Genomic DNA, 22,319 nt, shown 5'->3' with positions numbered 1-22,319 from the left:
AGATGGCAAGGATAGGATTTTTAAGCCACGCTGATATGAGCATACACTTTTTTAGACGCCCTATCATGCAGGCTTTAAAAGATATGGGGCATGAGGTTTTTGCTATCGCTCCAAAAGGAAATTTCACTAATGAGCTTGCTAAAAGCTTTCACACCGTCACCTATGAGCTTGATAAGGCGAGCCTAAATCCGCTAACCGTGATAAATAACTCAAAAAAACTATCTCAAATTTTAGGCGAGCTAAATTTAGACCTGCTTCAAACTGGCGCTCACAAGTCAAATGTCTTTGGCACGTTTGCTGCTAAAAATGCTGGCATAAAGCACGTGATAAATTTGGTCGAAGGCCTTGGTAGCTTTTATATCGATGATGATATTAAGACAAAGGCCGTGCGTTTTGTCATGGAGAGCCTTTATAAGCTATCTTTTGCAAAGGCTGATGCTTGCATCTTCGTAAATGACGCAGATCCAGACTATCTGATCTCAAGAAATTTGATAGATAAAAGCAAGGTGTACCGCATAAAAAGTGTCGGCGTCGATACTGCTAAATTTGACCCAGCTATCACGCAGGCGGCTGACTTGGGTGAAAAAAGGGTGGTTCTCATGATCGCCAGAGCCATGTGGCACAAGGGCGTTCGTGAATTTTACGAGGCAGCAGAAATTTTAAATGGCTATAAAAACTGCGAATTTGTCTTTGTGGGCGAGGGCTTTGCTGGTAATAAATCAACCGCAGACGAGAGCTTTTTAAAAGGTGGCAAAGTGCGATATCTTGGCGCTAGAAACGACATACCACAGCTTTTAAAGGCTTCTTACTTGCTAGCTTTGCCAAGCTACAAAGAGGGCTTTCCAAGAACGGTTTTAGAGGCGATGAGCATGGCAAAAGCAGTCGTTGCAAGTGACGTAACAGGCTGCAATGAAGCTGTAAAAGATGGCTACAACGGACTTTTATGCAAGGTAAAAGACGCAAGTGATCTTGCTAGTAAGATAAAAATTTTGCTTGATGACGAAGCGCTTTGCGCTAAGCTTGGGCAAAATGGCAGGGACTGGGCGGTAAGCGAGTTTGACGAGAAGCAAATCGCAAAAAGATATATAGAAATTTATAGGAAATTTATAGATGTATAGAAATTTTTTAAAGAGGGTGATTGATATTTTTGGGGCTTTGTTTTTGCTCATTTTAACATCGCCCATCATCATAGCAACGGCTATTTTTATCTATTTTAAGGTAAGCCGTGACGTCATTTTTACGCAAGCAAGACCAGGGCTAAATGAGAAAATTTTTAAAATTTATAAATTTAAGACGATGAGCGACGAGCGTGACGCAAATGGCGAGCTCTTGCCAGATGATCAGCGTCTTGGTAAATTTGGCAAGCTGATACGCTCACTTAGCCTTGATGAGCTGCCACAGCTCTTTAACGTGCTAAAAGGCGATATGAGCTTCATCGGACCAAGGCCGCTTTTGGTTGAGTATCTACCCATCTATAACGAAACACAAAAGCATCGCCACGATGTGCGCCCAGGCATTACCGGGCTAGCGCAGGTAAATGGCAGAAACGCCATAAGCTGGGAGAAAAAATTTGAATACGATGTCTATTATGCTAAAAATTTAAGCTTTATGCTTGATGTAAAGATCGCTTTGCAGACCATCGAAAAGGTGCTAAAACGAAGTGGTGTAAGCAAAGAGGGGCAGGCGACGACGGAGAAATTTAATGGCAAAAACTAAGAAAATTTACATCTACGGAGCGAGTGGGCATGGGCTTGTGATAGCTGACATCGCTAGAGATAATGGCTATGATGAGATAGTTTTTTTAGATGATGCTAGTGAGTTTAAATTTAGCCCAAAGCTTGAAAAAGCTGACATCATAATAGCCATAGGTGATAATAAAACAAGGCAAAAGATCAGCCAAAAGGTGGAGGATGTTGGCTTTGAGATAGTAAATTTGATCCATAAAAGTGCGGTTGTGAGCGAGAGTGCTGTGATAGAAAAAGGCGTAGTTGTCATGCCAAATGCCGTGATAAACGCAAAGGCTCGTATAAAAGAGGGCGCTATCATAAACTCTGGCGCAGTGATAGAGCATGAGTGCGCGATAGGCAAATTTGCTCACATCAGCCCAAATGTAGCCCTTGCTGGAAATGTGAGCGTGGGTGAATTTACGCACGTTGGCATTGGCTCAAGCGTCATTCAAGGCATAAGCATCGGCAAAAACTGCATCATAGGCGCTGGAAGCGTGGTCGTTAGAGATATAAAGGACGGCATAAAGGCGTATGGCGTGCCTGCATGTGAGCGCGCTAAGATATAAATTTAAAAATAAGTGCTAAAATCGCCAAAAAATCACGAAAGGTATGAAAATGGATAGGGTTTTTTTATCTCCACCAAATATGAGTGGAAAAGAGCAAGAATATATAAAAAAAGTTTTTGAAAGCAACTACATAGCGCCACTTGGCGAATATGTCAATAAATTTGAAGATAGCATAAAAAGCTACACTGGCGCTAAAGATGCGCTTGCGCTATGCGCTGGAACTGCGGCACTTCACCTAGCACTGCGCGTCCTTGGCGTAAAAGAGGGCGATCTTGTGCTAGCTTCTAGCTTTACTTTTATGGCTTCGGTCTCGCCGATACTTTATGAAAAGGCAACTCCAGTCTTTATAGATAGCGACGAGAGCTGGAATTTAAGCCCAGAACTACTTAAAAAAGCGATCTCAAATTTACCTAAAAAGCCAAAAGCGCTAGTCGTCACTCATCTTTATGGACAAGCTTCAAAGATGAAAGAAATTTGCGAAATTTGCCAAAACGAGGGCATCGCTTTGGTCGAGGACGCAGCTGAAGCACTTGGTGGATTTTACGGTGGCAAGGCACTTGGCACATTTGGCGTGATGGGCGGATATAGCTTTAATGGCAACAAGATCATCACCACTTCAGGTGGCGGCATGCTAGTTGGAGATAACGAATTTGTAGAAAAAGCTAGATTTTACAGCACACAAGCAAGAGAGCCGCTGCTTCACTACGAGCACAAAGACTATGGCTACAACTACCGATTAAGCAACGTCTTAGGCGCTATTGGCGTGGCTCAGATGGAGGTTTTAGAAAAGAGAGTCGAGCAAAAGAGAAAAGTATTTGAAATTTATGAAAAAGAGCTTGGTGATATTTTAGAATTTATGCCAGAGCTACCAAATTCTCGTGGTAACAGATGGCTCACAACTGGCGTTTTTGCTAAAAAAGATGCACATTTAAAGGTTATAAAAGCACTAGCTGATGCAAACATCGAGAGCCGCCCACTTTGGAAGCCTATGCACTTGCAGCCTGTCTTTAAAGGTGCGTTAAGCTTTGTTGATGGATATAGTGAAGATCTATTTTCAAGAGGAATTTGCTTGCCAAGTGGCAGCGATATGAGCGAGCAGACACAAGAAAGAGTGATAAAAATAGTCAAGGAAAATGCGTAAATGTTTCATGCAACGAAGTTAAAAAGGCTCGTATTTTTCCTTCTTGGCGATGTTTTTATATTTGTTTTTTCGATATATGCGGCATATCTTTTAAGATTTAACGCCGACATCCCAGATATCTACGTGCAAGGGCTTTTTGTAACGGCTGGATTTTTGATCGTATTTAAGCTCTTTTTTATGTGGATGTTTAAAATTTACAAGGTGCCGTGGAGATTTTTTGGCTTAAATGAAGCTCGTAAAATTTTCCTAGCTCACGTTTGCGCGGCGATCTTATTTACGATCGTATTTTTCATCATACAAGATTTTTTAAATCCTTACCCAAGAAGCGTCATCTTTATCGACCTTCTCATCTCATGCCTACTTATCGGGCTTTTGAGAATTTCAAAGCGTATGGTGCTTGACTTTTCAAACAGACCTCACAAAGGCGAGCCTTGTATCGTTATAGGCGCGACTTCAAAGGCGCTTCACGTCTTGCGCGGCTTAAAACAGGGCTATCTTGACTACTATGCAGTTGGTGTGGTAGATGGCAGAAGCGATCTTGTTGGCACATATTGTGATGGATTTTTAGTTCAAGATAAAAAAGATATACCAAGCCTTATAAAAGACTACGACGCAAAGACTGCTATCATCGCACTAGCACTTGATCAAGACGAGCTTCAAGCTTTAGTTGATGAGCTAACTGGATATGGCATAAGAGATATGAAGCTCTTTTCGCTTATCGAAAATGAGCCGATCAAAGATATCTCGATCGAAGATTTGCTCGCTAGAAAGCCAAAAGACCTTAATCCAGAAGCCATTTCAAATTTCTTAAAAGATAAAAAAGTGCTTGTCACTGGAGCTGGTGGCAGCATAGGAAGCGAAATTTGTAAGCAGTGCTTGAAATATGGCGTGAGTGAGCTTATAATGGTCGAGCACAGCGAATTTAACCTTTATAAAATAGGCGAAGATACAAGAGATAAAAGAACTGTTAGCAAGCTTGTAAATATCACAAATTTAAAAGACTTTGAAGAGGTTTTTGAAGAATTTAGACCAGAGATCGTCATCCACGCTGCAGCCTACAAACACGTGCCACTTTGCGAGCTAAATCCTCGCTCAGCAGTTGAAAACAACATCCTTGGCACAAAAAATGCAGTCGATCTTTCTAAAAAATATGGTGCTAAGAAATTTGTCATGATCTCTTCAGACAAGGCTGTGCGCCCAACAAACATAATGGGTACAACTAAGCGTGTTTGCGAGCTTTATGCGCTAAATTCAAACGAAGCAGGTGTCTGCGAGATAGTTTGTGTGCGCTTTGGTAACGTCCTTGGCTCAAGTGGCTCAGTCATACCTAAATTTAAAGCGCAGATCGCTGCAAACAAGCCTTTAAGCGTCACGCACCCAGAGATCACAAGATACTTTATGCTTACGTCTGAAGCGTGTCAACTAGTCCTTCAAGCAGCCTCTATCGCAAAAGGTGGAGAGCTTTTCGTGCTTGATATGGGTGAGCCAGTTAAGATCGTCGATCTTGCTAAAAAGATGCTTCTGCTTTCAAATAAAGAGCATCTGGGTATCGAATTTGTAGGGCTTAGACCTGGCGAGAAGCTTTATGAGGAGCTGCTTATCAACAAAGATGACGTCCAAACTAAGTATGAGTCAATCTTTGTGACACACTCACAGCCTTATGATCTGACCCTTTTAAATTCCCAGATAGATGGGCTTTTACAGCTTGAAGATGACGAGGTGGCACCTGCTCTTAAGGTGATCGTGCCAGAGTTTAACCATGCATTAAATTTAAAAGGCTAGTTTTGGTTATAAAAGATATTAAGAGATTTAGTGACACGAGATACAAGGCAAGGGCGTATATCTGCTATTTATTTAGTAGAAATTTGCCAAACAGACTGCCTGGAGTGTGCTTAGAAAACATAAAAGCTGGCTTTGATAAGATCAGCCACGAGATAGAAAATTTTGATGCACTATACATCTTAGATGAAAATGGCATACAGATCGAAGACTCGATCAGTCTAAATGAAAAGTATAAAATCCCAAAAGGCGAAAACCGCGCAAATAAAGCCTACTACTACACCGCCGTACGCGAGAAAAGGTGCGTTTTAAGCGATCCATATCCATCAAGTCTAAATGGAGGTTTGTGCGTCACAGCAAGCGTGCCTATCTATAATGAAAAAAATGAGCTTAAATTTATCGCTTGCATCGACATAAGCCTAGAAAATATCCTAAATATGGTCGATAGCGGCTTTGTCGAGGAGCATTTTGGTAGATTTTTAAAGACAGTCTATGCGCTCTTTTGTGCATCGCTTTTTATGATCTGCGCATTTTTATTTTGGCATGGCGTAAAGAGCTTTATCTCAAAGAGCATCGAACATATAAATGTCGAAGAAATTTTTGAATCAACCATCATTTTAACGCTTGCCTTAGCCATTTTTGACCTTGTAAAGACGATATTTGAAGAAGAGGTTTTAGGCAAAAATCACGAGGAAAATAGCGTTATTTATAAGACGATGGTGAGATTTATTGGCTCTATCATCATCGCACTTGCTATCGAGGCGCTTATGCTAGTCTTTAAATTTGCTATCACTGCACCTGAAAATATCATAAACGCTATCTATCTAATAGGCGGCGTAGCTATGCTAATGACGGCACTTAGCTTTTATCTCTTTAGTGTAAAAAGACAAGAAAATAGATGATTGCTATTATTGATTATGGCGCGGGCAACATCAAAAGCGTGATAAATGCTTTTAAATTTCTTGGACATGAGTGCGTTTTGCTAAGTGAGCCTGGGAGTTTAAAAGAGCACTCCCATATCGTTTTGCCAGGTGTTGGGGCATTTGGTGAGGCGATGAAAAAGCTCAAATTTAACGGCATGGATGAAGCGATAAAAGAGGCTGTAAAAAGCGGAAAAGCCTTTATAGGAATTTGCCTTGGTATGCAGCTTTTGTTTGAAAAGAGCTTTGAATTTGGCGAGCATGAAGGGCTTTCTCTTTTGCCAGGCGAGGTCGTTAAATTTGATGAAACTAAATTTGATAAACCACTAAAGATCCCACACGTTGGCTGGAACACACTCGAGTTTAAACAAAATAGCCCTTTAAGATTAGGATTAAAAGAGCTTGAGTATTTATACTTTGTGCATAGCTATCACGTGGTTTGTGATGATAAATTTGCACTTGCAAAGACAACTTATGGATATGAATTTACAAGTGCGGTGCAGCATGAAAATCTCTTTGGTTTTCAGCCTCATCCAGAAAAAAGTCACGAGGTTGGGCTTAAAATTTTAGAAAATTTTGCGAGGTTGTGATGGAAATTTTCCCAGCGATAGATCTAAAAGAGGGGCAGGCGGTTAGGCTTAGTAAAGGGCTCATGCAAAGCGCTAAAATTTATAGCAGTGAGCCAAGTGAGCTTGCAAAGAGGTTTGAAGGCTACGGCGCAAAATGGCTACATGTGGTCGATCTTGACGGCGCATTTGCAGGAGAAGCTATAAATTTTAACACGATCGAAAAGATAGTAAAAGCTACAAATTTAAAGGTGCAAGTTGGTGGCGGCATAAGGGATGAAGAGCGCATAAAGCGCTATTTAGACCTTGGAGTTAGCAGGGTAATCCTTGGCTCAGTTGCCCTAAATGATCCAGAATTTACAGCAAAAATGGCTGGAATTTATAGGGTCGTGGTTGGCATTGATGCCAAAGATGGCTATGTGGCAGTGCAAGGCTGGGGCGAGGTTTCAAACATAAAAGCGGTCGATCTTGCAAAAAAATTTGCAGATGTGGGTGTAGAAGCTGTGATTTGCACCGATATTAACAAAGATGGAATGCTTGGCGGAGTTAATGTTGATTTTAGCTTGCAAATAGCTAGAAGCAGCAAGCTTGAGACCATAGCAAGTGGCGGTGTGAGCGATATAAACGACATTTTAGCACTTAAAGAGACAAATGAGATAGCTGGTGTGATCGTTGGTAAAGCTTACTATGAGGGACGACTTGATTTAAAAGATGCTTTCAAACAAGTTGGCTAGCGTTAAAGCTTTTATAAATTTTAATTAGCTAGAATAGGGCAATTTTTACTAAAAGGATATTATGTGAAGATTTTGGTTGTAGATGACAGCTCAACAATGAGAAGGATCATAAAAAATACTTTGCAAAGGTTAGGACATCAAGAAATTCTCGAGGCTGAGCACGGGCTTGAAGCTTGGAATATCTTGACGCAAAACGAGGGTATTGAGGTTCTTATTACTGACTGGAACATGCCTGAGATGAATGGTCTTGAGCTTGTTAAAAAAGTAAGAGCTGAGCAAAAATATGTTGATATGCCTATCATAATGGTAACAACAGAGGGCGGAAAAGCCGAGGTTATAACAGCTTTAAAAGCAGGTGTTAATAACTACATCGTTAAACCTTTTACGCCACAAGTTTTAAAAGAGAAGCTTGAAGACGTTCTTGGTTAATGAAAGATAAATTTTACGAATTAAGCATCAAAACATCAAATTTTTATGATGAAATTTTAGAGTTAGTTTTTTCTTTTGGGGTTACCTGTGTAGAAGAGCTAGATCATGAGATCATCATCAGGGAAGAGTATGATCTAAAAGATATAGCTTGGGGTGTCGAAGAGTATGCAAAAGGGCTCTCTAGCGTTCGTAAAATTTCAAATGATTTAAAAATTTCTATTAATTTAAAAGAAAATAAAGACTGGCTAGGTGAATATAAAAAGGCAGTTAAGCCTATTTTGGTTGATAAAATTTATATTAGACCTAGCTGGGAAGAGCCACTTAGAGGCGTAACAAATATCATAATCGACCCAGCTCTAGCCTTTGGCTCAGGGCACCATGAAAGCACAAATTCTTGCTTGCAACTTTTACAAAAATATGCAAAAAGTGGCGATGGCGCTTTAGATGTGGGATGCGGAAGTGGGATATTAAGCATTGCTTTAGCAAAGCTTGGTTGTAAGGTCGATGCCTGCGATACGGACGAGCAAGCCACGCAAAGCTCGCTAAGTAACGCCCAGCTAAATGAGGTTAAATTTAATAAAATTTGGACAGGATCTATTGCAAATTTAGAGCAAAAATATGATATCGTCGTAGCAAACATCATCGCCGATGTCATTTTTATGCTCTCAAATGACTTAAAAAAATCGCTTAAAAAAGGCGGCTATTTAGTATTGTCAGGAATTTTGAACAAATACGAAGATAGGATTAAAGATACGTTTAAGGATTTGGAGCTAGTTGAGATAAAACAGGCTAATGATTGGGTTAGCTTTGTTTATAAGGAAATGGATGAATAATCAAAATAATAACCAAAATAATGGCGATAATAACGGTTTTTTTAACAAAAATCCCATCTTTATCTTTGCTATTTTTGCGATAGTTATAGTTCTAGCTTTTAGAAGCTTTAGTGGCGACGGATTAGGCGGTACTTTTGGGCTTGGCAGCAACGCTCAAAGCAAGATGATAGCTTATTCTGAATTTAAAGATATGCTAAAAAATAAGCAACTAAATGAAGTTGCGATATCTGAAACCACGATAAAAGGCGTTGGTAATGACAAAACCATCTACCTCGCAAAGCGAATAAATGATCCAACGCTCATTGGTATACTTGAGCAAAACGGCATAACTTACAGCGTTTATAGTGAAAATAACTGGTTTGGAGATCTTATATTTTCATGGATCATACCGGTGTTTATATTTTTTGCTATTTGGATGTTTATCGCTAGTCGTATGCAAAAGAATATCGGCGGTGGCATACTAGGCATAGGAAGTGCGAAAAAGCTTATAAATTCTGAAAAACCAAAAGTTAAATTTGACGATGTTGCAGGCGTTGAAGAGGCAAAAGAAGAGGTTCAAGAGATAGTTGATTATCTAAAAAGCCCAGATAAATATCTAAGACTTGGAGCTAAAATTCCAAAAGGTATTTTGCTAGTTGGCCCTCCAGGCACTGGTAAAACACTTCTTGCAAGAGCAGTTGCGGGTGAGGCTAGCGTGCCATTTTTCTCTATGTCGGCATCAAGCTTTATAGAGATGTTTGTTGGCGTTGGCGCAAGTAGGGTTAGAGACCTTTTTGAAAATGCAAAAAAAGAGGCTCCAGCGATTGTATTTATAGATGAGATCGATGCGATCGGTAAGAGCAGAAATTCTGGTCCGATGGGTGGCAATGACGAGAGAGAGCAGACGCTAAATCAGCTTCTTTCTGAGATGGACGGCTTTGATGCGGACAAGTCGCCAGTCATCGTTATAGCAGCTACAAATAGACCTGAGGTTTTGGATGCTGCGCTTTTAAGACCGGGTAGATTTGACAGGCAAGTGCTTGTTGATAAGCCTGATTTTAAAGGACGTTGTGATATCTTAAAAGTCCATATGAAAGACGTGAAAATCGGCAAAGATGTAAATATCGAGGATATCGCAAGGCTTACTACTGGTTTAGCAGGTGCTGATCTTGAAAATATCATAAATGAGGCGGCACTTCTTGCAGGACGTAAGTCAAAGACTTTTGTCGAGCAGGCTGATCTAGTGGAGGCTGTCGAGAGATCTATAGCTGGCCTTGAGAAAAAATCACGCCGCGTAAATCCAAAAGAGAAAAAGATAGTTACTTACCATGAAAGCGGCCATGCCTTGATAGCTGAGCTAACAAAAGGTGCAAAAAGAGTAACAAAGGTTTCAGTCGTGCCACGCGGTCTTGCAGCGCTTGGCTATACACTAAATACACCTGAAGAGAATAAATTTATGATGCAAAAGCATGAACTACTTGCAGAAGTCGATGTGCTTTTGGCTGGTAGGGCTGCTGAAGAGGTATTTATAAAAGAGATTTCAACTGGAGCTAGCAATGATCTAGAGCGTGCAACTGATATCATAAAAGCTATGGTTAGCATGTATGGTATGAGCGATGTCGCCGGTCTTATGGTACTTGAGAAGCAACGCGCGACATTTTTAAATGGTGGACAAAGCGTAAAAGACTATAGCGACAAGATGGCTGAAAAGGTTGATGAGTTTGTAAAAGCACTTCTTCATGAGAGATATACAGCTGTGCTTGGTCTTCTTGAAATTTATAAAGGCGCCATTGAAAACATGGTTTCAGCACTTTATGAAGAGGAGACTATCGAGGGAAAAAGAGTTAGAGAGATCATCAAAAATTACGAAGAAGAAAATGGTCTTGAAAGCAGGCTTGTAGAGCTTGAAGAAGAGGAAAAAGGCAAAAAAGAGGAATAAAAATGAGTGGCTACATCGCAAAAGCAGGGTATAAATTTATATTATTCTTTTTGATTTTATTTGCTATATCTGCATTGTTTGGTATTGCGCCACTATTTTTTCTAGCACTACTTCTTTTAACTCTTTATTTTTTTAGAGACCCTGAAAGAGAGCCTTTTACTGATGATAAACTAGCCTTACTTTCGCCCATAGATGGTAAGATAAAAGAGATCAGCGTTTCAAATTTTGATGATAAAGAGGCAGCTAAGATAGTTATCTCAAAGCCATTTTTTGGCGTAGGTACGCTAAGGGCTATAAGCGATGCTAACGTCACTGAAGTTAAAAGAAGGCATGGGCTCTTTTTGTGTCAGGCGATGAAAATTTCAGAGATGTTAAATGAAAGAGCGATAATTCGTTTTGAAAAAGGAAATATTAAATTTGCTATGAAGATCATAGCTGGAGTTTTTAGTAGAAGTTTAGAAATTTATAACATTACCAGTCTAAAAGCCTCTAGAAAATTTGGCTTTTTAGGAAGCGGCGAAGTGATTTTATACTTGCCAAGAGATACTAAAATTTGCGTAAGCGTTGGCGAGAGCGTTAAAGCTGCTTCACTTCTTGGATACTTTGAAGAGGAAAAATAAAATGAATAGCATACAAAAAATGCAGTTAATGTATATCTTGCCAAATTTATTTACCGCTGCAAGCGCTTTTTTGGGCGTTATAAGTATTATTTCATCTATTCAGGGAAACTATTTTAAAGCTATTATTTACATCATTCTTTCACTGATTTTAGACGGACTTGATGGACGCGTGGCAAGACTTACAAAGACTACAAGTAAATTTGGCGTGGAGTTTGATAGCCTTGCAGACCTTGTAGCATTTGGCGTGGCTCCAGCGATTTTATTTTATCTAACAGTTGGTGCAAAATTTGGCAGATTTGGTGCGCTAATAGCAGCTATGTTTGTTGTCTTTGGTGCTATTAGGCTAGCTCGTTTTAACGTTACTACTGGCACATACGAACCAAATGTTTTCATCGGACTTCCTATACCATCAGCAGCCATCATCGGAGTGCTTTGGGTTGGTGTTTATCTAAAGCATGAATTTTTATATGGTTTTGAGTGGTGCTTGATATTGCTTGAAGCAGTTTTAGCTATCTTGATGGTTAGCAACATCCGCTACCCAAGCTTTAAAAAGATGAATTTAAAACAAACTCATGTTATGCGAATTTTAGTAGCACTTGTAGTTGTATTTTCTATGCTTTATCTATATCCTTACGAGAGTGCGACCTTTTTTATGAGCGTTTATATGCTTTATGGTATTATTAGAGCGGCGATAATGTTTAGCAAAAATCACAAAAAAAAGGAGAGCGAATGAGCGAAAATGGCATAATAAAATCGCGTAAATTTTTACCAAAAATTGAAATCAAAAACTCTCTACTGCTGCTACTTAGGTAGCAAATTCTTCTTTACTTAACTCATTAAATTTAAATATAAAAAATCATAAAAGGACAAAAAATGGATAAAAATAAAATTATAATCTTTGATACGACTTTAAGAGATGGCGAGCAAAGCCCAGGAGCTTCTATGAACACAGCTGAAAAGCTTCAGATCGCACTTCAGCTTGAAAGGCTTGGTGTGGATGTGATGGAGGCTGGATTTGCAGCTGCAAGCCCAGGGGACTTTGACGCAGTAAATCAGATTGCAAAGCAAGCTTCAAACATCACTGTCTGCTCGCTTGCACGTGCGGTTGAGCGTGATATCAAGGTAGCTGGAGAGGCATTAGCTCCAGCAAAAAATAAAAGAATTCACACCTTCATAGCAACAAGTCCGATCCACATGCAGTACAAGCTAAAAATGAGCCCAGATGAGGTGATCAGACGTGCAGTCGAGGCGGTGCAATACTCAAAAACGTTTTGCGATGATGTGGAGTTTAGTTGCGAGGATGCTTGCAGAAGTGAGATGAGCTTTTTAAAAGAAATTTGTGACGCAGCGATAAACGCAGGGGCAAAAACCATAAACATCCCAGATACGGTTGGCTACTTGTATCCAGAGGAGATCACAGCTCGCATTAGCGAAATAGTAAAATTTATAGGCGATAGAGCGGTAGTTTCGGTGCATAACCACAACGATCTAGGCATGGCTACAGCAAATTCACTAGCTGCTATAAAAGCTGGTGCAAGGCAGGTTGAAGGCACGATAAATGGCATCGGCGAGCGCGCTGGAAACGCCGCACTTGAAGAGATCGTGATGGCTATAAAAACTCGTCAGGACGTCTTTGCGCCGCTTTACACAGGCATCATCTCAAAAGAAATTTATCCGACTTCTAGACTGATCGCTAGCATCACAGGCATCGAGCCACAGCCAAATAAAGCAATCGTTGGCAAAAACGCCTTTGCACACGAAAGTGGCATCCACCAAGACGGCGTGCTAAAACACAAAGAGACCTATGAGATCATCAGTGCTGAGAGTATCGGCTTAGAGAAAAACTCGCTCGTTCTTGGCAAGCACAGTGGTCGCCATGCGTTTAAAGATAAGCTTGCAAGCCTTGGATTTGACCTTGATAGCGATGCGCTTAATAAGGCGTTTGAGAAATTTAAAGACTTGGCGGATAAGAAAAAAGAGATATTTGACGATGATATCAGGGCGCTTGTAGCAGAGGAGATCACCAAGATCCCGCAAGCTTACGAGATCACAGACTTACTCCAAAGTAGCGGTGGCAGCTTAGCAAGTGCCTCTATGAGCATCAGGCACAACGACGAGATCGTTAGCGACTCAGCCCTTGGCAATGGCACTGCTGATGCGATATTTAAGGTAGTTGATCGCATCAGCGGCATTAATGGCACGCTAAAAGACTACAAGGTCACAGCTGTTTCTCAAGGCAAAGATGCACTTGCAAAGGTCGATGTAAAAGTCGAGTTTGAGGGCAAGACAGCTGTAATGGGTCACGGACTTGATATCGATACGATGATGGCAAGCGCTAAGGCCTATGTCGGCGCACTAAATAGCTACCTTCGCATCCATAAAAACTAAAATTTTAGCTGGCTGCTGAATTTGCAGCTGGCTAATTTAAATTTAGCTACTCTTTAAATTTACTGCGTTTTTCAAATTTTAAAATTTCATTCACTCACAAGAATTGACTACTAAAATTTGGCTTTGCCTATTCATGAAATTTTAAAATTTGATAGAGTTTTTTGTAGCAAAACCGCATGCGGTGCGAAGTGTCGAAGCATGCCACCTCTAACGTGCGAGGGGTTTTTACTCGGACTTTGCCTCGCAACTGCAAGCAGACCGTAATTCAAGTCCCCCTTGTCTCCCTTTAGGATAAAACAAATTTAGTTATGCTATTTTGCAAATTTTAAAACTTTACTCACTCGCCTTAGCAACTTGCCAAATTCAGGTCTCGTTATCACTTGCCACTGAATTTGGAAGCGTGATATGCTCACTCATATAACGTCGTTGGGGTTAGGGGATTGTTAAGGGGGAAGGGAGCTTTTTGCTTCGCTAGCTCGCAACTGAAGCAGAACGTAATTCAAGCCTCTTTCCCCTTAACAAAGAAACAAAAACTTTAAATTTTTAAAAAACTATTTTGCAAATTTTAAAATTCCATTCACTCGCAAGAATTGGCTACTAAAATTTGGCTTCGCTTACCGCTTAGCTCAAATTTTAGAGCCGAAATTACTCGTTCATGAAATTTTAAAATTTACTTGACACTTACCTAATTTGACAAAGTAAATTCGTAAATTTAAAACCTTGCTTGCTCATTTGAGCAGGTTTTTAAATTTAAAATTTACTAAGCACTTTTGTAGTCACAAGAAGTAAATTCCTACATATCCAAGAATTTAAACAAATATCCTAAAATAATCAAAAAATTTAAAGGAAATTTCATGCAAAACAAGCTTTTTACGCCGCTTAAGATAGGCGGCATCGAGATCAAAAACCGCATCATCATGGCTCCGATGTGTATGTATGAGGTCAAAAAAGAGGACGGCCGTCCAAGGTGCTTTCACAAGCTCCACTACGCTACAAGGGCGATCGGCGGTGTTGGCATGATCATCGTTGAGGCGACGGCTGTGGAGGCGCGTGGCAGGATCACCAAAAAAGACCTTGGGCTTTGGAGTGACGAGCAGATCGAGGCTCACGCGGAACTGGTAAAAGGCTGCAGTAAATACGGCTCAAAAATGGCCATCCAGCTTGCTCACGCTGGTAGAAAGGGCACTTGTGAGGGCATCATCGCACCAAGTGCTATCAAATTTAGCGATGAATACGCCACGCCAAAAGAGATGAGCGCTGGGGATATCGCAAGCGTTAAGCAAAGCTTTGTGGAGGCGGCCATTAGGGCAAAGAGCGCAGGATACGAGGCTGTTGAGATACACGCGGCGCATGGATATTTGATAAATCAATTTTTATGCGCTGGTACAAACAAGCGAAGTGACGAATACGGCGGCACATTTGAAAACCGCATAAGGCTGCTGCTTGAAATTTTAAGAGAGATCAAGGCTGGCGCTAATATCGCAGTTGGCGTGAGGATAAGTGCAAGTAGCTGGCTTAAGGGCGACTGGGACGTAGAGGAGAGCGTAAAGCTAGCGCGTGAGCTAGAGAAAAATGGAGCTGACTTCATCCACGTCTCAGCTGGCGGAGTCTATGCAAAAGTTGATAATGCGCCTAAATTTACGCCTCTTTATCAGGCTGGCTACGCAAAAGCGGTTAAAAGTGCAGTTAATATCCCAGTCTTTGCAGTCGGTCTTATCACAAAGGCAAGTGAGTGCGAGGCACTGCTACTTGGCGATGTTTGCGACGGCGTGGCGCTTGGCAGAGAGCTACTACGCAACCCATATTTTGCTTTTAGCGCCATGAAAGAATTTGGCGAAAATGACAAAATAGAAAACGCCTATAAAAGGGCTTACTAAATTTTCTTGGCAAGGCGAGAGCTTTGCCAAATTTCACTTTTCTTAAATAAAAATCACTAGAATTTGCTTGCTATTTTTTCTATACAACAAATACAAATTTATATTTTTATAGCTACAAAATCGCACTTATTTTAAATTTTTACCTGAAATTTATATTTAAAATTATAATATTCAATCTCAAAATAAGATTACAAACTAAAATAGTAATTTTAATAATCAAACTAGGAGGAGAGATGAGATTTAAGGGCTTATTTAAGCTCTCTCTTGCAGCAAGCGTGGCAGTTTGTGCAAACGCAGCAGACGAGAGCGTGCTAAGTGGCGTTGAAGTGACAAGTAGCAGCGGTGGATACGGCGTTGATGACATCAAAATTTCAACTAGAAACGCTGGCCTAGCAAAAGACGTGATGAGGGACATCCCTGGCGTCTATGTGGGCGGCACAAACGGTATGAATCAAAAAATTTACATGAGAGGCGTAAGTGACCGCGGTCTAAATATCACGATAGATGGCGCGAAACAAAATGGAAACACGTTTCACCACAACGCCGACTTGCTGATCGACCCTGATCTCATAAAGGCAATAGACGTCGAGGTTGGCTCAAGGTCAGTCGTAAATGGCTCAGGCGCGCTTGGTGGCTCAGTCGCCTTTAAAACGGTCGATGCAAAAGACTTGCTAGAAAGCGGCGAGATCATTGGTGCAAAGATAAAGACAGGATACGCCTCAAATAACAGCGAATTTTCTCAAGGCCTTATGCTCTTTACTGCCCCAGTTGAAGGGCTTGACTTTATAGCAGCTATTAATCACAAAGGCTACGACTATGGCAAAAGCGGCAATAAAAGAAAGATAGGTGGCGACGGAAACGACCTTAGCTATCTTCTAAAACTTGGTTATAGCTTCCTTGATGCACATAGAATTTCTATCTCAAGAGAGCATAATGAATTTAAGGGTCTTTATCCTTTAAGAGCAGAATTTGGCAGCTGGTATAGTGGCTCAAATAGTGTCGATAACCGCAAGTATGAGCGCGACACAACAACGCTAAAATATGAGTATAAGCCTAGCGATCTTTTAAATTTAGATGTGACAGCTTACAACACAAGACACCAAAGGGTTGATGATTCAAAATGGGGCGTAGAGACGAACGGCATAAATGCAAAGTAGTCGAGAGCGGCGCTTTGACGCAGACGCTTAGATACGGCGCTGAGTTTTACCAAAGTAAAAATTTCAACAAACCAGACAATCACTACCCAGAAAAGGTAAATAACTACTCTATCTACGCAGAAGATGCGCTAAATTTTAGCTCACTAACCGTTACTCCTGGCGTCAGATATACGCACCATGAGCTAAAAAGCTATGATGGCTTAGCTGGAAATGTAAAGAGCTACACCTATAAATTTAACGAATTTACCCCAGCGCTTGCGCTTGACTATGAGATACTTAAAGGGTTACACGCGTTTGCAAGCTATGCGAGGGTCTTTAGAGGGCCTGACGTTATGGAGTCGATGTATGCAAGTAGAGCAGAAAATTTTGAAGCAAATAAAGATCTAAAAGCGACAACTGGCAATAGCTACGAAACCGGTCTTAAATACTATGGCGATATAAACGAAGCTAGCTCATATAGCCTCTCTGCAAAATACTTCATGACAAAATATAAAAACTTAATCGTAGATAATGGCTCTTATGTGATTGGAACGCCGCCAAATGAAATAACTATATCCAGACGTATAAACGCTGGTGGAGCTGATATAAGTGGCGTTGAGCTACTTGCAAGGCTAAATTTAGACGCACTAAGCCTGGCTGCTAGCTACACTCACCAAAAGGTAAAATATAAAGATAGGGTCGCTAAACCAAATGGCAGTTACTACACCTCAAACATCATCGGCTACCGAGATCAGGGCGATAAATACACATTTAACGCCGAGTACGCATTTTCAAGGATCGATACGCTAATAGGTTACAACCTAATCTACTTTGCATCAAAAAACACCATCTCAGCTGGCGATAATGAAAATGTCAAGATACCAAGCTACGCAGTTAGCGACATCTACGCTACCTATGCGCCAAGTAGCGGTAAATTTAAAGGGTTAGAGATAAATGCTGGAATTTACAACCTCTTTAACAAAGCATACGCTTCGCAGTCACAACGAACGGCTGATTATACAGGCGATCCAAACTACGTAGACTGGGAGCCAGGTAGAAATTTCAAGGTAAATGTCTCTTATAAATTTTAGCTTTATGGCAAGGTGAGAGCCTTGCCAAATTTCACTTTTACACAGCCTATTTTTCACACCTCGCTTTTTGCTGTTTGATTTAAATTTAATATAGTATCATTTGTGCAACTAAACTTTCAGGGGAGAAAATGAGGCAAAAGCACTTTGAAGTGGCAATTATTGGAGCGGGCATTAGCGGGACGGCACTCTTTTACGAGTTGGCTGCATTTAGCGATATAAAAAAGGTCGCGCTTTTAGAAAAATATGACGGCGTAGCGACGCTAAATTCAAGCGGCAAGGGCAACTCGCAGACCATCCACTGCGGCGATATCGAGACAAACTACACGCTAGAAAAGGCAAAAAAGGTCTCACAAGTGGCAAATATGCCAGTAAAATACGCCCTAAAATACAACCTAGAGGGCAAATATATGTTTGCTCATCAAAAGATGACGCTAGCCATCGGAGATGCCGAAGTAGAGCGCATCAAGGAGCGATATGAGAGCTTTAAAGAGTTATTTCCTTATCTTGAAATTTATGACAAAGAGAAGTTAAAGCAGATCGAGCCAAATGTCGTTTTTGACGCAAATGGCAATGATCGCCCAGAAAATATCATCGCAATAGGCGCGCAAAATGGCCAGTACACTACGATGGACTTTGGCGGCGTGGCAAATTCGCTCGTTCAAAATGCGCTAAATTTGGGCGGAGATGGCTATGAGATCAGCCTAAGCTCAGAAGTGACCGATATGAAAAAGGTGGGCGATACCTTTCACATCAAGATAAATGATGGCGAGGTGATCACAGCAAACTACGTCGTAGTCGATGCTGGAGCGCACTCGCTGTTTCTAGCTCACAAGATGGGTTATGGGCTGCATCTTAGCACGCTGCCAGTTGCTGGAAGCTTTTACTTTGCTAACAAGCGCCTGCTAAACGGCAAAGTCTATATGGTGCAAAACGACAAGCTACCATTTGCCGCACTTCACGGCGACCCAGACATCCTAGCTAATGGCAACACTCGCTTTGGGCCAACTGCCCTTGTCATACCAAAGCTTGAGAGATTTCACGGAAGTTCTAGCTTTTTTGACTTTTTAAAGTGCTTAAAATTTGACAAAAACGTCCTTGAAGTCTTTACAAATTTACTAAAAGATGGGGACATAAGGTCATATATTTTGCGAAATTTCTTATTTGAAGTGCCATTTATCAACAAAAAAGAATTTGTTAAAGACGCTAGAAAGATCGTGCCAAGTCTAAGCGAAAATGACCTAAGCTACGCTGTAAATTTTGGTGGCGTAAGGCCGCAGGTGATCGACCGCAACAAAAAAAGGCTAGAGCTTGGTGAGGGCAAGATCAGCACAGGCGAGGGCATAAGCTTTAACATGACGCCAAGCCCGGGGGCTACTAGCTGTTTTGAAACGGCGAGGGCTGATATGGAGGAAATTTGTAAATTTTTGGGTAAAAATTTCGACGAAGAGAAATTTAACGCCGAGTTTTTTGGGTAGGAAATGGGAGTATTTGGTATTTTTAAAAGAGGTGTGGATATGCCAAAAACAGCACAACAAAGAAAAGATGAGAGCATAAAAATTTTAAAGCAAGAGGGCGTGGCGGTGCTTGAGAGCTTGCCGCTTCGCTATGAAAATAGTGAGGTTACGCCAAGAGATATTGACGAGATAATAAAGCGCGCAGTTTGCTCATTTACAGCGATCATGTGCGCTTGCACGATCCGTGATGAAGGCTCTTTGGGCGAAGAAAATATGGCGTGGGCAAAGAGCTTTTTAGGTGAAGCTTACGACGGACTAAGTGTAAAAGAAAAAGAGGTCGTTGAGGATAGATCTGATATGGACACGGCTGTGAATATGGGCTGGAAATATGAGTCGCTTTGGATCTTGCTTTGGGCACTTGGCATAGCTGAAGATATCGGTCAGATGGATAAAATTTGCGACTGCGAGTTTGTGATGAATGTCTTTAAAGAGGGCGGGCTAAAAAGCCGCTCAAAGCTTCGTAGCATGGATGAAATTTTAAGCAAGCTCGATCTAGTTTATCGCTACCACTGGGCGTGCGTAAATGCAAGAGTAAATGGCACAAAGGTGGCTGGACTTGACGAAGAGGTCGTTATGGAGAGACGAGCGGGGCTTGAATGGCTATGCTGCAAAGGGCAAGAAAATGACGATTTGAGTGCTGAGTTTAACTGCTGGGACTATCCTGATCTAAACACTTGATCTAAGAAATTTTAAGCTCAAATGAGCTTAAAATTTATCTTAATGTAAATGCTATAGGAAAGCGAAGATAGCGAGCTTCTTTTGGCTTTGGAAACTCAGAGCTTGCTTTTTACTCGCCTTTAATAAGTGGCTAAAATGCTCGTATATGTCGCAATAAGCATTAAGCAAATTTAACTAACTTAGCGCGGTTTAAACGGTAAAAAACTAACTCTCAAGTCCTAAATTTGCTCTATACTCTTCGTATGTGCCTTTAAAATCAACGACCTCGCCACTACCTTTTAGGTGTAAAATTCTATTTGCAAAGGCGTCTATCAGCTCCCTGTCGTGGCTCACGCAGATGACTGAGCCATTAAAGTTATAAAACGCCTCGCCAAGCGCGATGATAGCCTCAAGATCAAGGTGGTTATTTGGCTCGTCCATGACAAGTAAATTTGGCCTGTGAAGCATGAGTTGAGCTAGTCTCACTCGGTGTTTTTCACCACCGCTTAGCGCGCCAACTGCTTTTTCTTGCTCGGCACCGCTAAAAAGCATCCTGCCAAGGCACTTTCTGATCTCGTCGATGTCCTTGTTTTTGGCATCTTGCAAGTATTCATAAAGCTTTAGCTCGCCATCTATCTTATTTACAGTATCTTGCGCAAAATATCCAAGCTCGATGGTCGCGCCTATATGCACCTCGCCCGCGTCAGGCTTTATCTCGCCCATTATGATCTTACAAAGTGTGCTTTTACCAACGCCGTTATGACCGATGATAGCTAGCTTGTCGCCTTTTTCGAGCTTAAAGTTAAAATTTTCGAATATCACTTTATCATCAAATTTCTTACTATTGTTCTTTAGCTCAATTAGCTCATTGCCTATCTCGCGGTTTGCACGAAACAGAATGCTTGGATCACGTCTGCTTGAGACTGCGATCTCTGCTATGTCAAGCTTTTCAAGCTGTTTTGCACGAGAGGTCGCCTGCTTTGCTTTGCTCGCATTTGCTGAAAATCTCGCGATAAATTTCTCCAGCTCCTCTTTCTCTTTTAGCTTCTTATCGCGCTCCATCTCATGCTGCTTTGCGATCAAATTTGCAGCCATATACCAGTCGTCGTAGTTGCCTGAAAACTCGCGAATTTTCTTAAAATCCACATCCAAAATGTTTGTGCAAACTCTATTTAAAAAGTGTCTGTCGTGGCTGATGACTACAAGTGTGCCCTCGTGGCGGTTTAGCTCGTTTTCTAGCCATGCGATCGCGTCTATGTCAAGGTTGTTTGTCGGCTCATCTAAGAACAAGATGTCTGGCTTTGGAAAGAGCACTTGAGCTAGCAAAACCTTAACTTTATCTGAGTTTTCGACCTCGCTCATGAGCTTATCAAATTCATTTAGTCCAAGCGAGCTTAGGATTTTTTCTATCCTAGTCTCGTACTCGTAGCTTGGATCCTCCTCAGCGCTTATCATCTCAAGCTCGCTTAAGCGCTCGTTTATCTCATCTGTAAATTCCTCGCTCATATAGAGCTTTTCTTTCTCTTTGACAGCGTCATATAGGCGTTTGTTGCCATAAAGCACCGCATCTTTTAGTGTGAAATTTTCAAACGCAAACTGATCTTGCCCAAGCACGCCAACCTTTAGTCCATTTTCTATGATGATCTCACCGCTAGTTGGCTCGATAGCTCCGCTTAAAATTTTTAAAAATGTCGATTTGCCAGCGCCATTTGCGCCGATTAGTCCGTATCTGTTGTGGCGATTTAGCTTTAAATTTACATCCTCAAATAGCAAGCTGCTTGCAAATCTTTGAGTAAGTCCCCTAACTTCTAACATTATTTTTCCTTGAATTTATTTTTTGCGATTTTGCCTAAAATTTGATTAAAAAGCCATTTGCTACTTTAGCCTAAAATGCCCTGTGATCTTGTAGCTATAAAGTATGTTTTCTTCTTGCACGCCAGAGCCGATATTGTGGATGACAAGCGGTGTTTGGCCTTCAAATTTATCTGAGATCACACCGATGTGAGGTAGATTTCTTGGCAGCATCCATGTGACGATATCCCCTGGCTGAAATTTATCATCGCTCACCTCAAAACCTTTTCTTTTTAGATAGGTAGCGATGTTTAAAACACGCCTGTGATCGATGTTTTTATCAGCCTTTTTAAGTCCCCATTTTTTAGGATAGCTTGCGAAATTTCTACTCATATCTTCAAAAATGAGCCTTTGCAGATCCATCTCTTGATGACGTAGCGCCCTTACCACAACGTCGGTGCAAACACCCTTTTTGATATCCACGTCGCCCATAGGATAGGCGAGCCTTTCGTAGCTAGGGTCGTAACTTAGCGTCACGCCGATCTGCGACCTAGCGTCATTTACAAATTTACTCGCCGAAAAGGCAAAAATTTGCGTGGCAAAAAGAGCTAAAAGTAGAAATTTCTTCATTT

General features: G+C 41.1%; 21 protein-coding genes. 19 read left to right on the top strand and 2 right to left on the bottom strand.

Annotation, left to right across the window (positions count from 1 at the left end):
• Positions 1–2: 2 nt before the first annotated feature.
• The 19 genes from pglA to CVS86_RS07605 all read left to right on the top strand — a co-directional run bounded on the left by pglA (position 3) and on the right by CVS86_RS07605 (position 19,917).
• The gene (pglA, locus tag CVS86_RS07690; RefSeq protein ID WP_107791499.1) at positions 3–1,118 is read left to right on the top strand and encodes a N,N'-diacetylbacillosaminyl-diphospho-undecaprenol alpha-1,3-N-acetylgalactosaminyltransferase; all 1,116 of its coding nucleotides are present in this window, start codon (positions 3–5) and stop codon (positions 1,116–1,118) included.
• Entirely contained in the window at positions 1,111–1,716 is a 606-nt protein-coding gene (pglC, locus tag CVS86_RS07685; RefSeq protein WP_107791498.1) for an undecaprenyl phosphate N,N'-diacetylbacillosamine 1-phosphate transferase, read from the top strand. Before pglA ends, pglC begins: the two co-directional genes overlap by 8 nt.
• A complete protein-coding gene (pglD, locus tag CVS86_RS07680; protein ID WP_107791497.1) occupies positions 1,703–2,293 on the top strand; it encodes a UDP-N-acetylbacillosamine N-acetyltransferase in 591 nt (196 codons plus the stop codon). Before pglC ends, pglD begins: the two co-directional genes overlap by 14 nt.
• 49 nt (positions 2,294–2,342) lie before the next feature.
• Complete coding sequence (gene pglE, locus CVS86_RS07675; protein WP_107791496.1) at positions 2,343–3,434, top strand: UDP-N-acetylbacillosamine transaminase; 1,092 nt, start codon at positions 2,343–2,345, stop codon at positions 3,432–3,434.
• The gene (pglF, locus tag CVS86_RS07670; RefSeq protein WP_107791495.1) at positions 3,435–5,216 is read left to right on the top strand and encodes a UDP-N-acetylglucosamine 4,6-dehydratase (configuration-retaining); all 1,782 of its coding nucleotides are present in this window, start codon (positions 3,435–3,437) and stop codon (positions 5,214–5,216) included.
• Positions 5,217–5,218: 2 nt separating this feature from the next.
• Positions 5,219–6,115, top strand: coding sequence for a PDC sensor domain-containing protein (locus CVS86_RS07665; protein WP_103573201.1), 897 nt, complete (start codon positions 5,219–5,221; stop codon positions 6,113–6,115).
• Positions 6,112–6,723, top strand: a complete 612-nt coding sequence (gene hisH, locus CVS86_RS07660; RefSeq protein ID WP_087581521.1) for an imidazole glycerol phosphate synthase subunit HisH — start codon at positions 6,112–6,114, stop codon at positions 6,721–6,723. The genes CVS86_RS07665 and hisH overlap by 4 nt, the downstream gene beginning before the upstream one ends.
• Positions 6,723–7,433 carry a 1-(5-phosphoribosyl)-5-[(5-phosphoribosylamino)methylideneamino]imidazole-4-carboxamide isomerase gene (hisA, locus tag CVS86_RS07655; RefSeq protein WP_107791494.1) on the top strand — a complete coding sequence of 237 codons (711 nt, stop codon included), beginning with the start codon at positions 6,723–6,725 and terminating at the stop codon, positions 7,431–7,433. The genes hisH and hisA overlap by 1 nt, the downstream gene beginning before the upstream one ends.
• 63 nt (positions 7,434–7,496) lie before the next feature.
• Complete coding sequence (locus tag CVS86_RS07650; protein WP_002939933.1) at positions 7,497–7,862, top strand: chemotaxis response regulator CheY; 366 nt, start codon at positions 7,497–7,499, stop codon at positions 7,860–7,862.
• The gene (locus CVS86_RS07645; RefSeq protein ID WP_103575593.1) at positions 7,862–8,695 is read left to right on the top strand and encodes a 50S ribosomal protein L11 methyltransferase; all 834 of its coding nucleotides are present in this window, start codon (positions 7,862–7,864) and stop codon (positions 8,693–8,695) included. The genes CVS86_RS07650 and CVS86_RS07645 overlap by 1 nt, the downstream gene beginning before the upstream one ends.
• Positions 8,688–10,613 (top strand): ATP-dependent zinc metalloprotease FtsH, encoded by a 1,926-nt coding sequence (gene ftsH / locus CVS86_RS07640; RefSeq protein ID WP_107791493.1) that lies wholly within the window; start codon positions 8,688–8,690, stop codon positions 10,611–10,613. Before CVS86_RS07645 ends, ftsH begins: the two co-directional genes overlap by 8 nt.
• Before the next feature lie 2 nt (positions 10,614–10,615).
• Positions 10,616–11,233, top strand: a complete 618-nt coding sequence (locus CVS86_RS07635; RefSeq protein WP_087582760.1) for a phosphatidylserine decarboxylase — start codon at positions 10,616–10,618, stop codon at positions 11,231–11,233.
• Between the two features lies 1 nt (position 11,234).
• Positions 11,235–11,966 (top strand): CDP-diacylglycerol--serine O-phosphatidyltransferase, encoded by a 732-nt coding sequence (pssA, locus tag CVS86_RS07630; protein WP_009294672.1) that lies wholly within the window; start codon positions 11,235–11,237, stop codon positions 11,964–11,966.
• A 140-nt stretch (positions 11,967–12,106) separates the two neighbouring features.
• Positions 12,107–13,621 (top strand): 2-isopropylmalate synthase, encoded by a 1,515-nt coding sequence (locus CVS86_RS07625; RefSeq protein WP_107791492.1) that lies wholly within the window; start codon positions 12,107–12,109, stop codon positions 13,619–13,621.
• Between the two features lie 854 nt (positions 13,622–14,475).
• Positions 14,476–15,498, top strand: coding sequence for an NADH:flavin oxidoreductase/NADH oxidase (locus tag CVS86_RS07620; protein ID WP_107791491.1), 1,023 nt, complete (start codon positions 14,476–14,478; stop codon positions 15,496–15,498).
• 233 nt (positions 15,499–15,731) lie between these two features.
• Entirely contained in the window at positions 15,732–16,655 is a 924-nt protein-coding gene (locus CVS86_RS10060; protein WP_234399255.1) for a TonB-dependent receptor plug domain-containing protein, read from the top strand.
• Positions 16,619–17,725, top strand: a complete 1,107-nt coding sequence (locus tag CVS86_RS10055; protein WP_234399254.1) for a TonB-dependent receptor domain-containing protein — start codon at positions 16,619–16,621, stop codon at positions 17,723–17,725. The genes CVS86_RS10060 and CVS86_RS10055 overlap by 37 nt, the downstream gene beginning before the upstream one ends.
• 128 nt (positions 17,726–17,853) lie before the next feature.
• Positions 17,854–19,200 carry an FAD-dependent oxidoreductase gene (locus tag CVS86_RS07610; RefSeq protein WP_107791490.1) on the top strand — a complete coding sequence of 449 codons (1,347 nt, stop codon included), beginning with the start codon at positions 17,854–17,856 and terminating at the stop codon, positions 19,198–19,200.
• A gap of 39 nt (positions 19,201–19,239) precedes the next feature.
• A complete protein-coding gene (locus CVS86_RS07605) occupies positions 19,240–19,917 on the top strand; it encodes a DUF4272 domain-containing protein (protein WP_107791565.1) in 678 nt (225 codons plus the stop codon).
• A gap of 204 nt (positions 19,918–20,121) precedes the next feature.
• On the opposite strand, the gene CVS86_RS07595 is transcribed toward CVS86_RS07605, so the two are convergent.
• Both CVS86_RS07595 and CVS86_RS07590 read right to left on the bottom strand, forming a co-directional pair.
• Positions 20,122–21,711 (bottom strand): ABC-F family ATP-binding cassette domain-containing protein, encoded by a 1,590-nt coding sequence (locus CVS86_RS07595; protein ID WP_103608127.1) that lies wholly within the window; start codon positions 21,709–21,711, stop codon positions 20,122–20,124.
• Positions 21,712–21,771: 60 nt separating this feature from the next.
• Positions 21,772–22,317, bottom strand: a complete 546-nt coding sequence (locus tag CVS86_RS07590) for a DUF1287 domain-containing protein (protein WP_103608126.1) — start codon at positions 22,315–22,317, stop codon at positions 21,772–21,774.
• Positions 22,318–22,319: the final 2 nt, after the last annotated feature.

The organism is Campylobacter concisus, assembly GCF_003048605.1.
Taxonomy (GTDB): domain Bacteria; phylum Campylobacterota; class Campylobacteria; order Campylobacterales; family Campylobacteraceae; genus Campylobacter_A; species Campylobacter_A concisus_BM.
This window is presented reverse-complemented; position numbering and strand designations above follow the sequence as displayed.

Coding starts and splice junctions, on each gene's coding strand:
- pssA (WP_009294672.1), top strand. CDS start 11,235: ATGAATAGCATACAAAAAATGCAGTTAATGTATATCTTGCCAAATTTA.
- pglA (WP_107791499.1), top strand. CDS start 3: ATGGCAAGGATAGGATTTTTAAGCCACGCTGATATGAGCATACACTTT.
- hisA (WP_107791494.1), top strand. CDS start 6,723: ATGGAAATTTTCCCAGCGATAGATCTAAAAGAGGGGCAGGCGGTTAGG.
- ftsH (WP_107791493.1), top strand. CDS start 8,688: ATGAATAATCAAAATAATAACCAAAATAATGGCGATAATAACGGTTTT.
- pglE (WP_107791496.1), top strand. CDS start 2,343: ATGGATAGGGTTTTTTTATCTCCACCAAATATGAGTGGAAAAGAGCAA.
- pglD (WP_107791497.1), top strand. CDS start 1,703: ATGGCAAAAACTAAGAAAATTTACATCTACGGAGCGAGTGGGCATGGG.
- CVS86_RS07625 (WP_107791492.1), top strand. CDS start 12,107: ATGGATAAAAATAAAATTATAATCTTTGATACGACTTTAAGAGATGGC.
- pglC (WP_107791498.1), top strand. CDS start 1,111: ATGTATAGAAATTTTTTAAAGAGGGTGATTGATATTTTTGGGGCTTTG.
- CVS86_RS10060 (WP_234399255.1), top strand. CDS start 15,732: ATGAGATTTAAGGGCTTATTTAAGCTCTCTCTTGCAGCAAGCGTGGCA.
- CVS86_RS07605 (WP_107791565.1), top strand. CDS start 19,240: ATGCCAAAAACAGCACAACAAAGAAAAGATGAGAGCATAAAAATTTTA.
- CVS86_RS07645 (WP_103575593.1), top strand. CDS start 7,862: ATGAAAGATAAATTTTACGAATTAAGCATCAAAACATCAAATTTTTAT.
- pglF (WP_107791495.1), top strand. CDS start 3,435: ATGTTTCATGCAACGAAGTTAAAAAGGCTCGTATTTTTCCTTCTTGGC.
- CVS86_RS07620 (WP_107791491.1), top strand. CDS start 14,476: ATGCAAAACAAGCTTTTTACGCCGCTTAAGATAGGCGGCATCGAGATC.
- CVS86_RS07610 (WP_107791490.1), top strand. CDS start 17,854: ATGAGGCAAAAGCACTTTGAAGTGGCAATTATTGGAGCGGGCATTAGC.
- CVS86_RS07635 (WP_087582760.1), top strand. CDS start 10,616: ATGAGTGGCTACATCGCAAAAGCAGGGTATAAATTTATATTATTCTTT.
- CVS86_RS10055 (WP_234399254.1), top strand. CDS start 16,619: ATGGGGCGTAGAGACGAACGGCATAAATGCAAAGTAGTCGAGAGCGGC.
- CVS86_RS07590 (WP_103608126.1), bottom strand. CDS start 22,317: ATGAAGAAATTTCTACTTTTAGCTCTTTTTGCCACGCAAATTTTTGCC.
- CVS86_RS07595 (WP_103608127.1), bottom strand. CDS start 21,711: ATGTTAGAAGTTAGGGGACTTACTCAAAGATTTGCAAGCAGCTTGCTA.
- hisH (WP_087581521.1), top strand. CDS start 6,112: ATGATTGCTATTATTGATTATGGCGCGGGCAACATCAAAAGCGTGATA.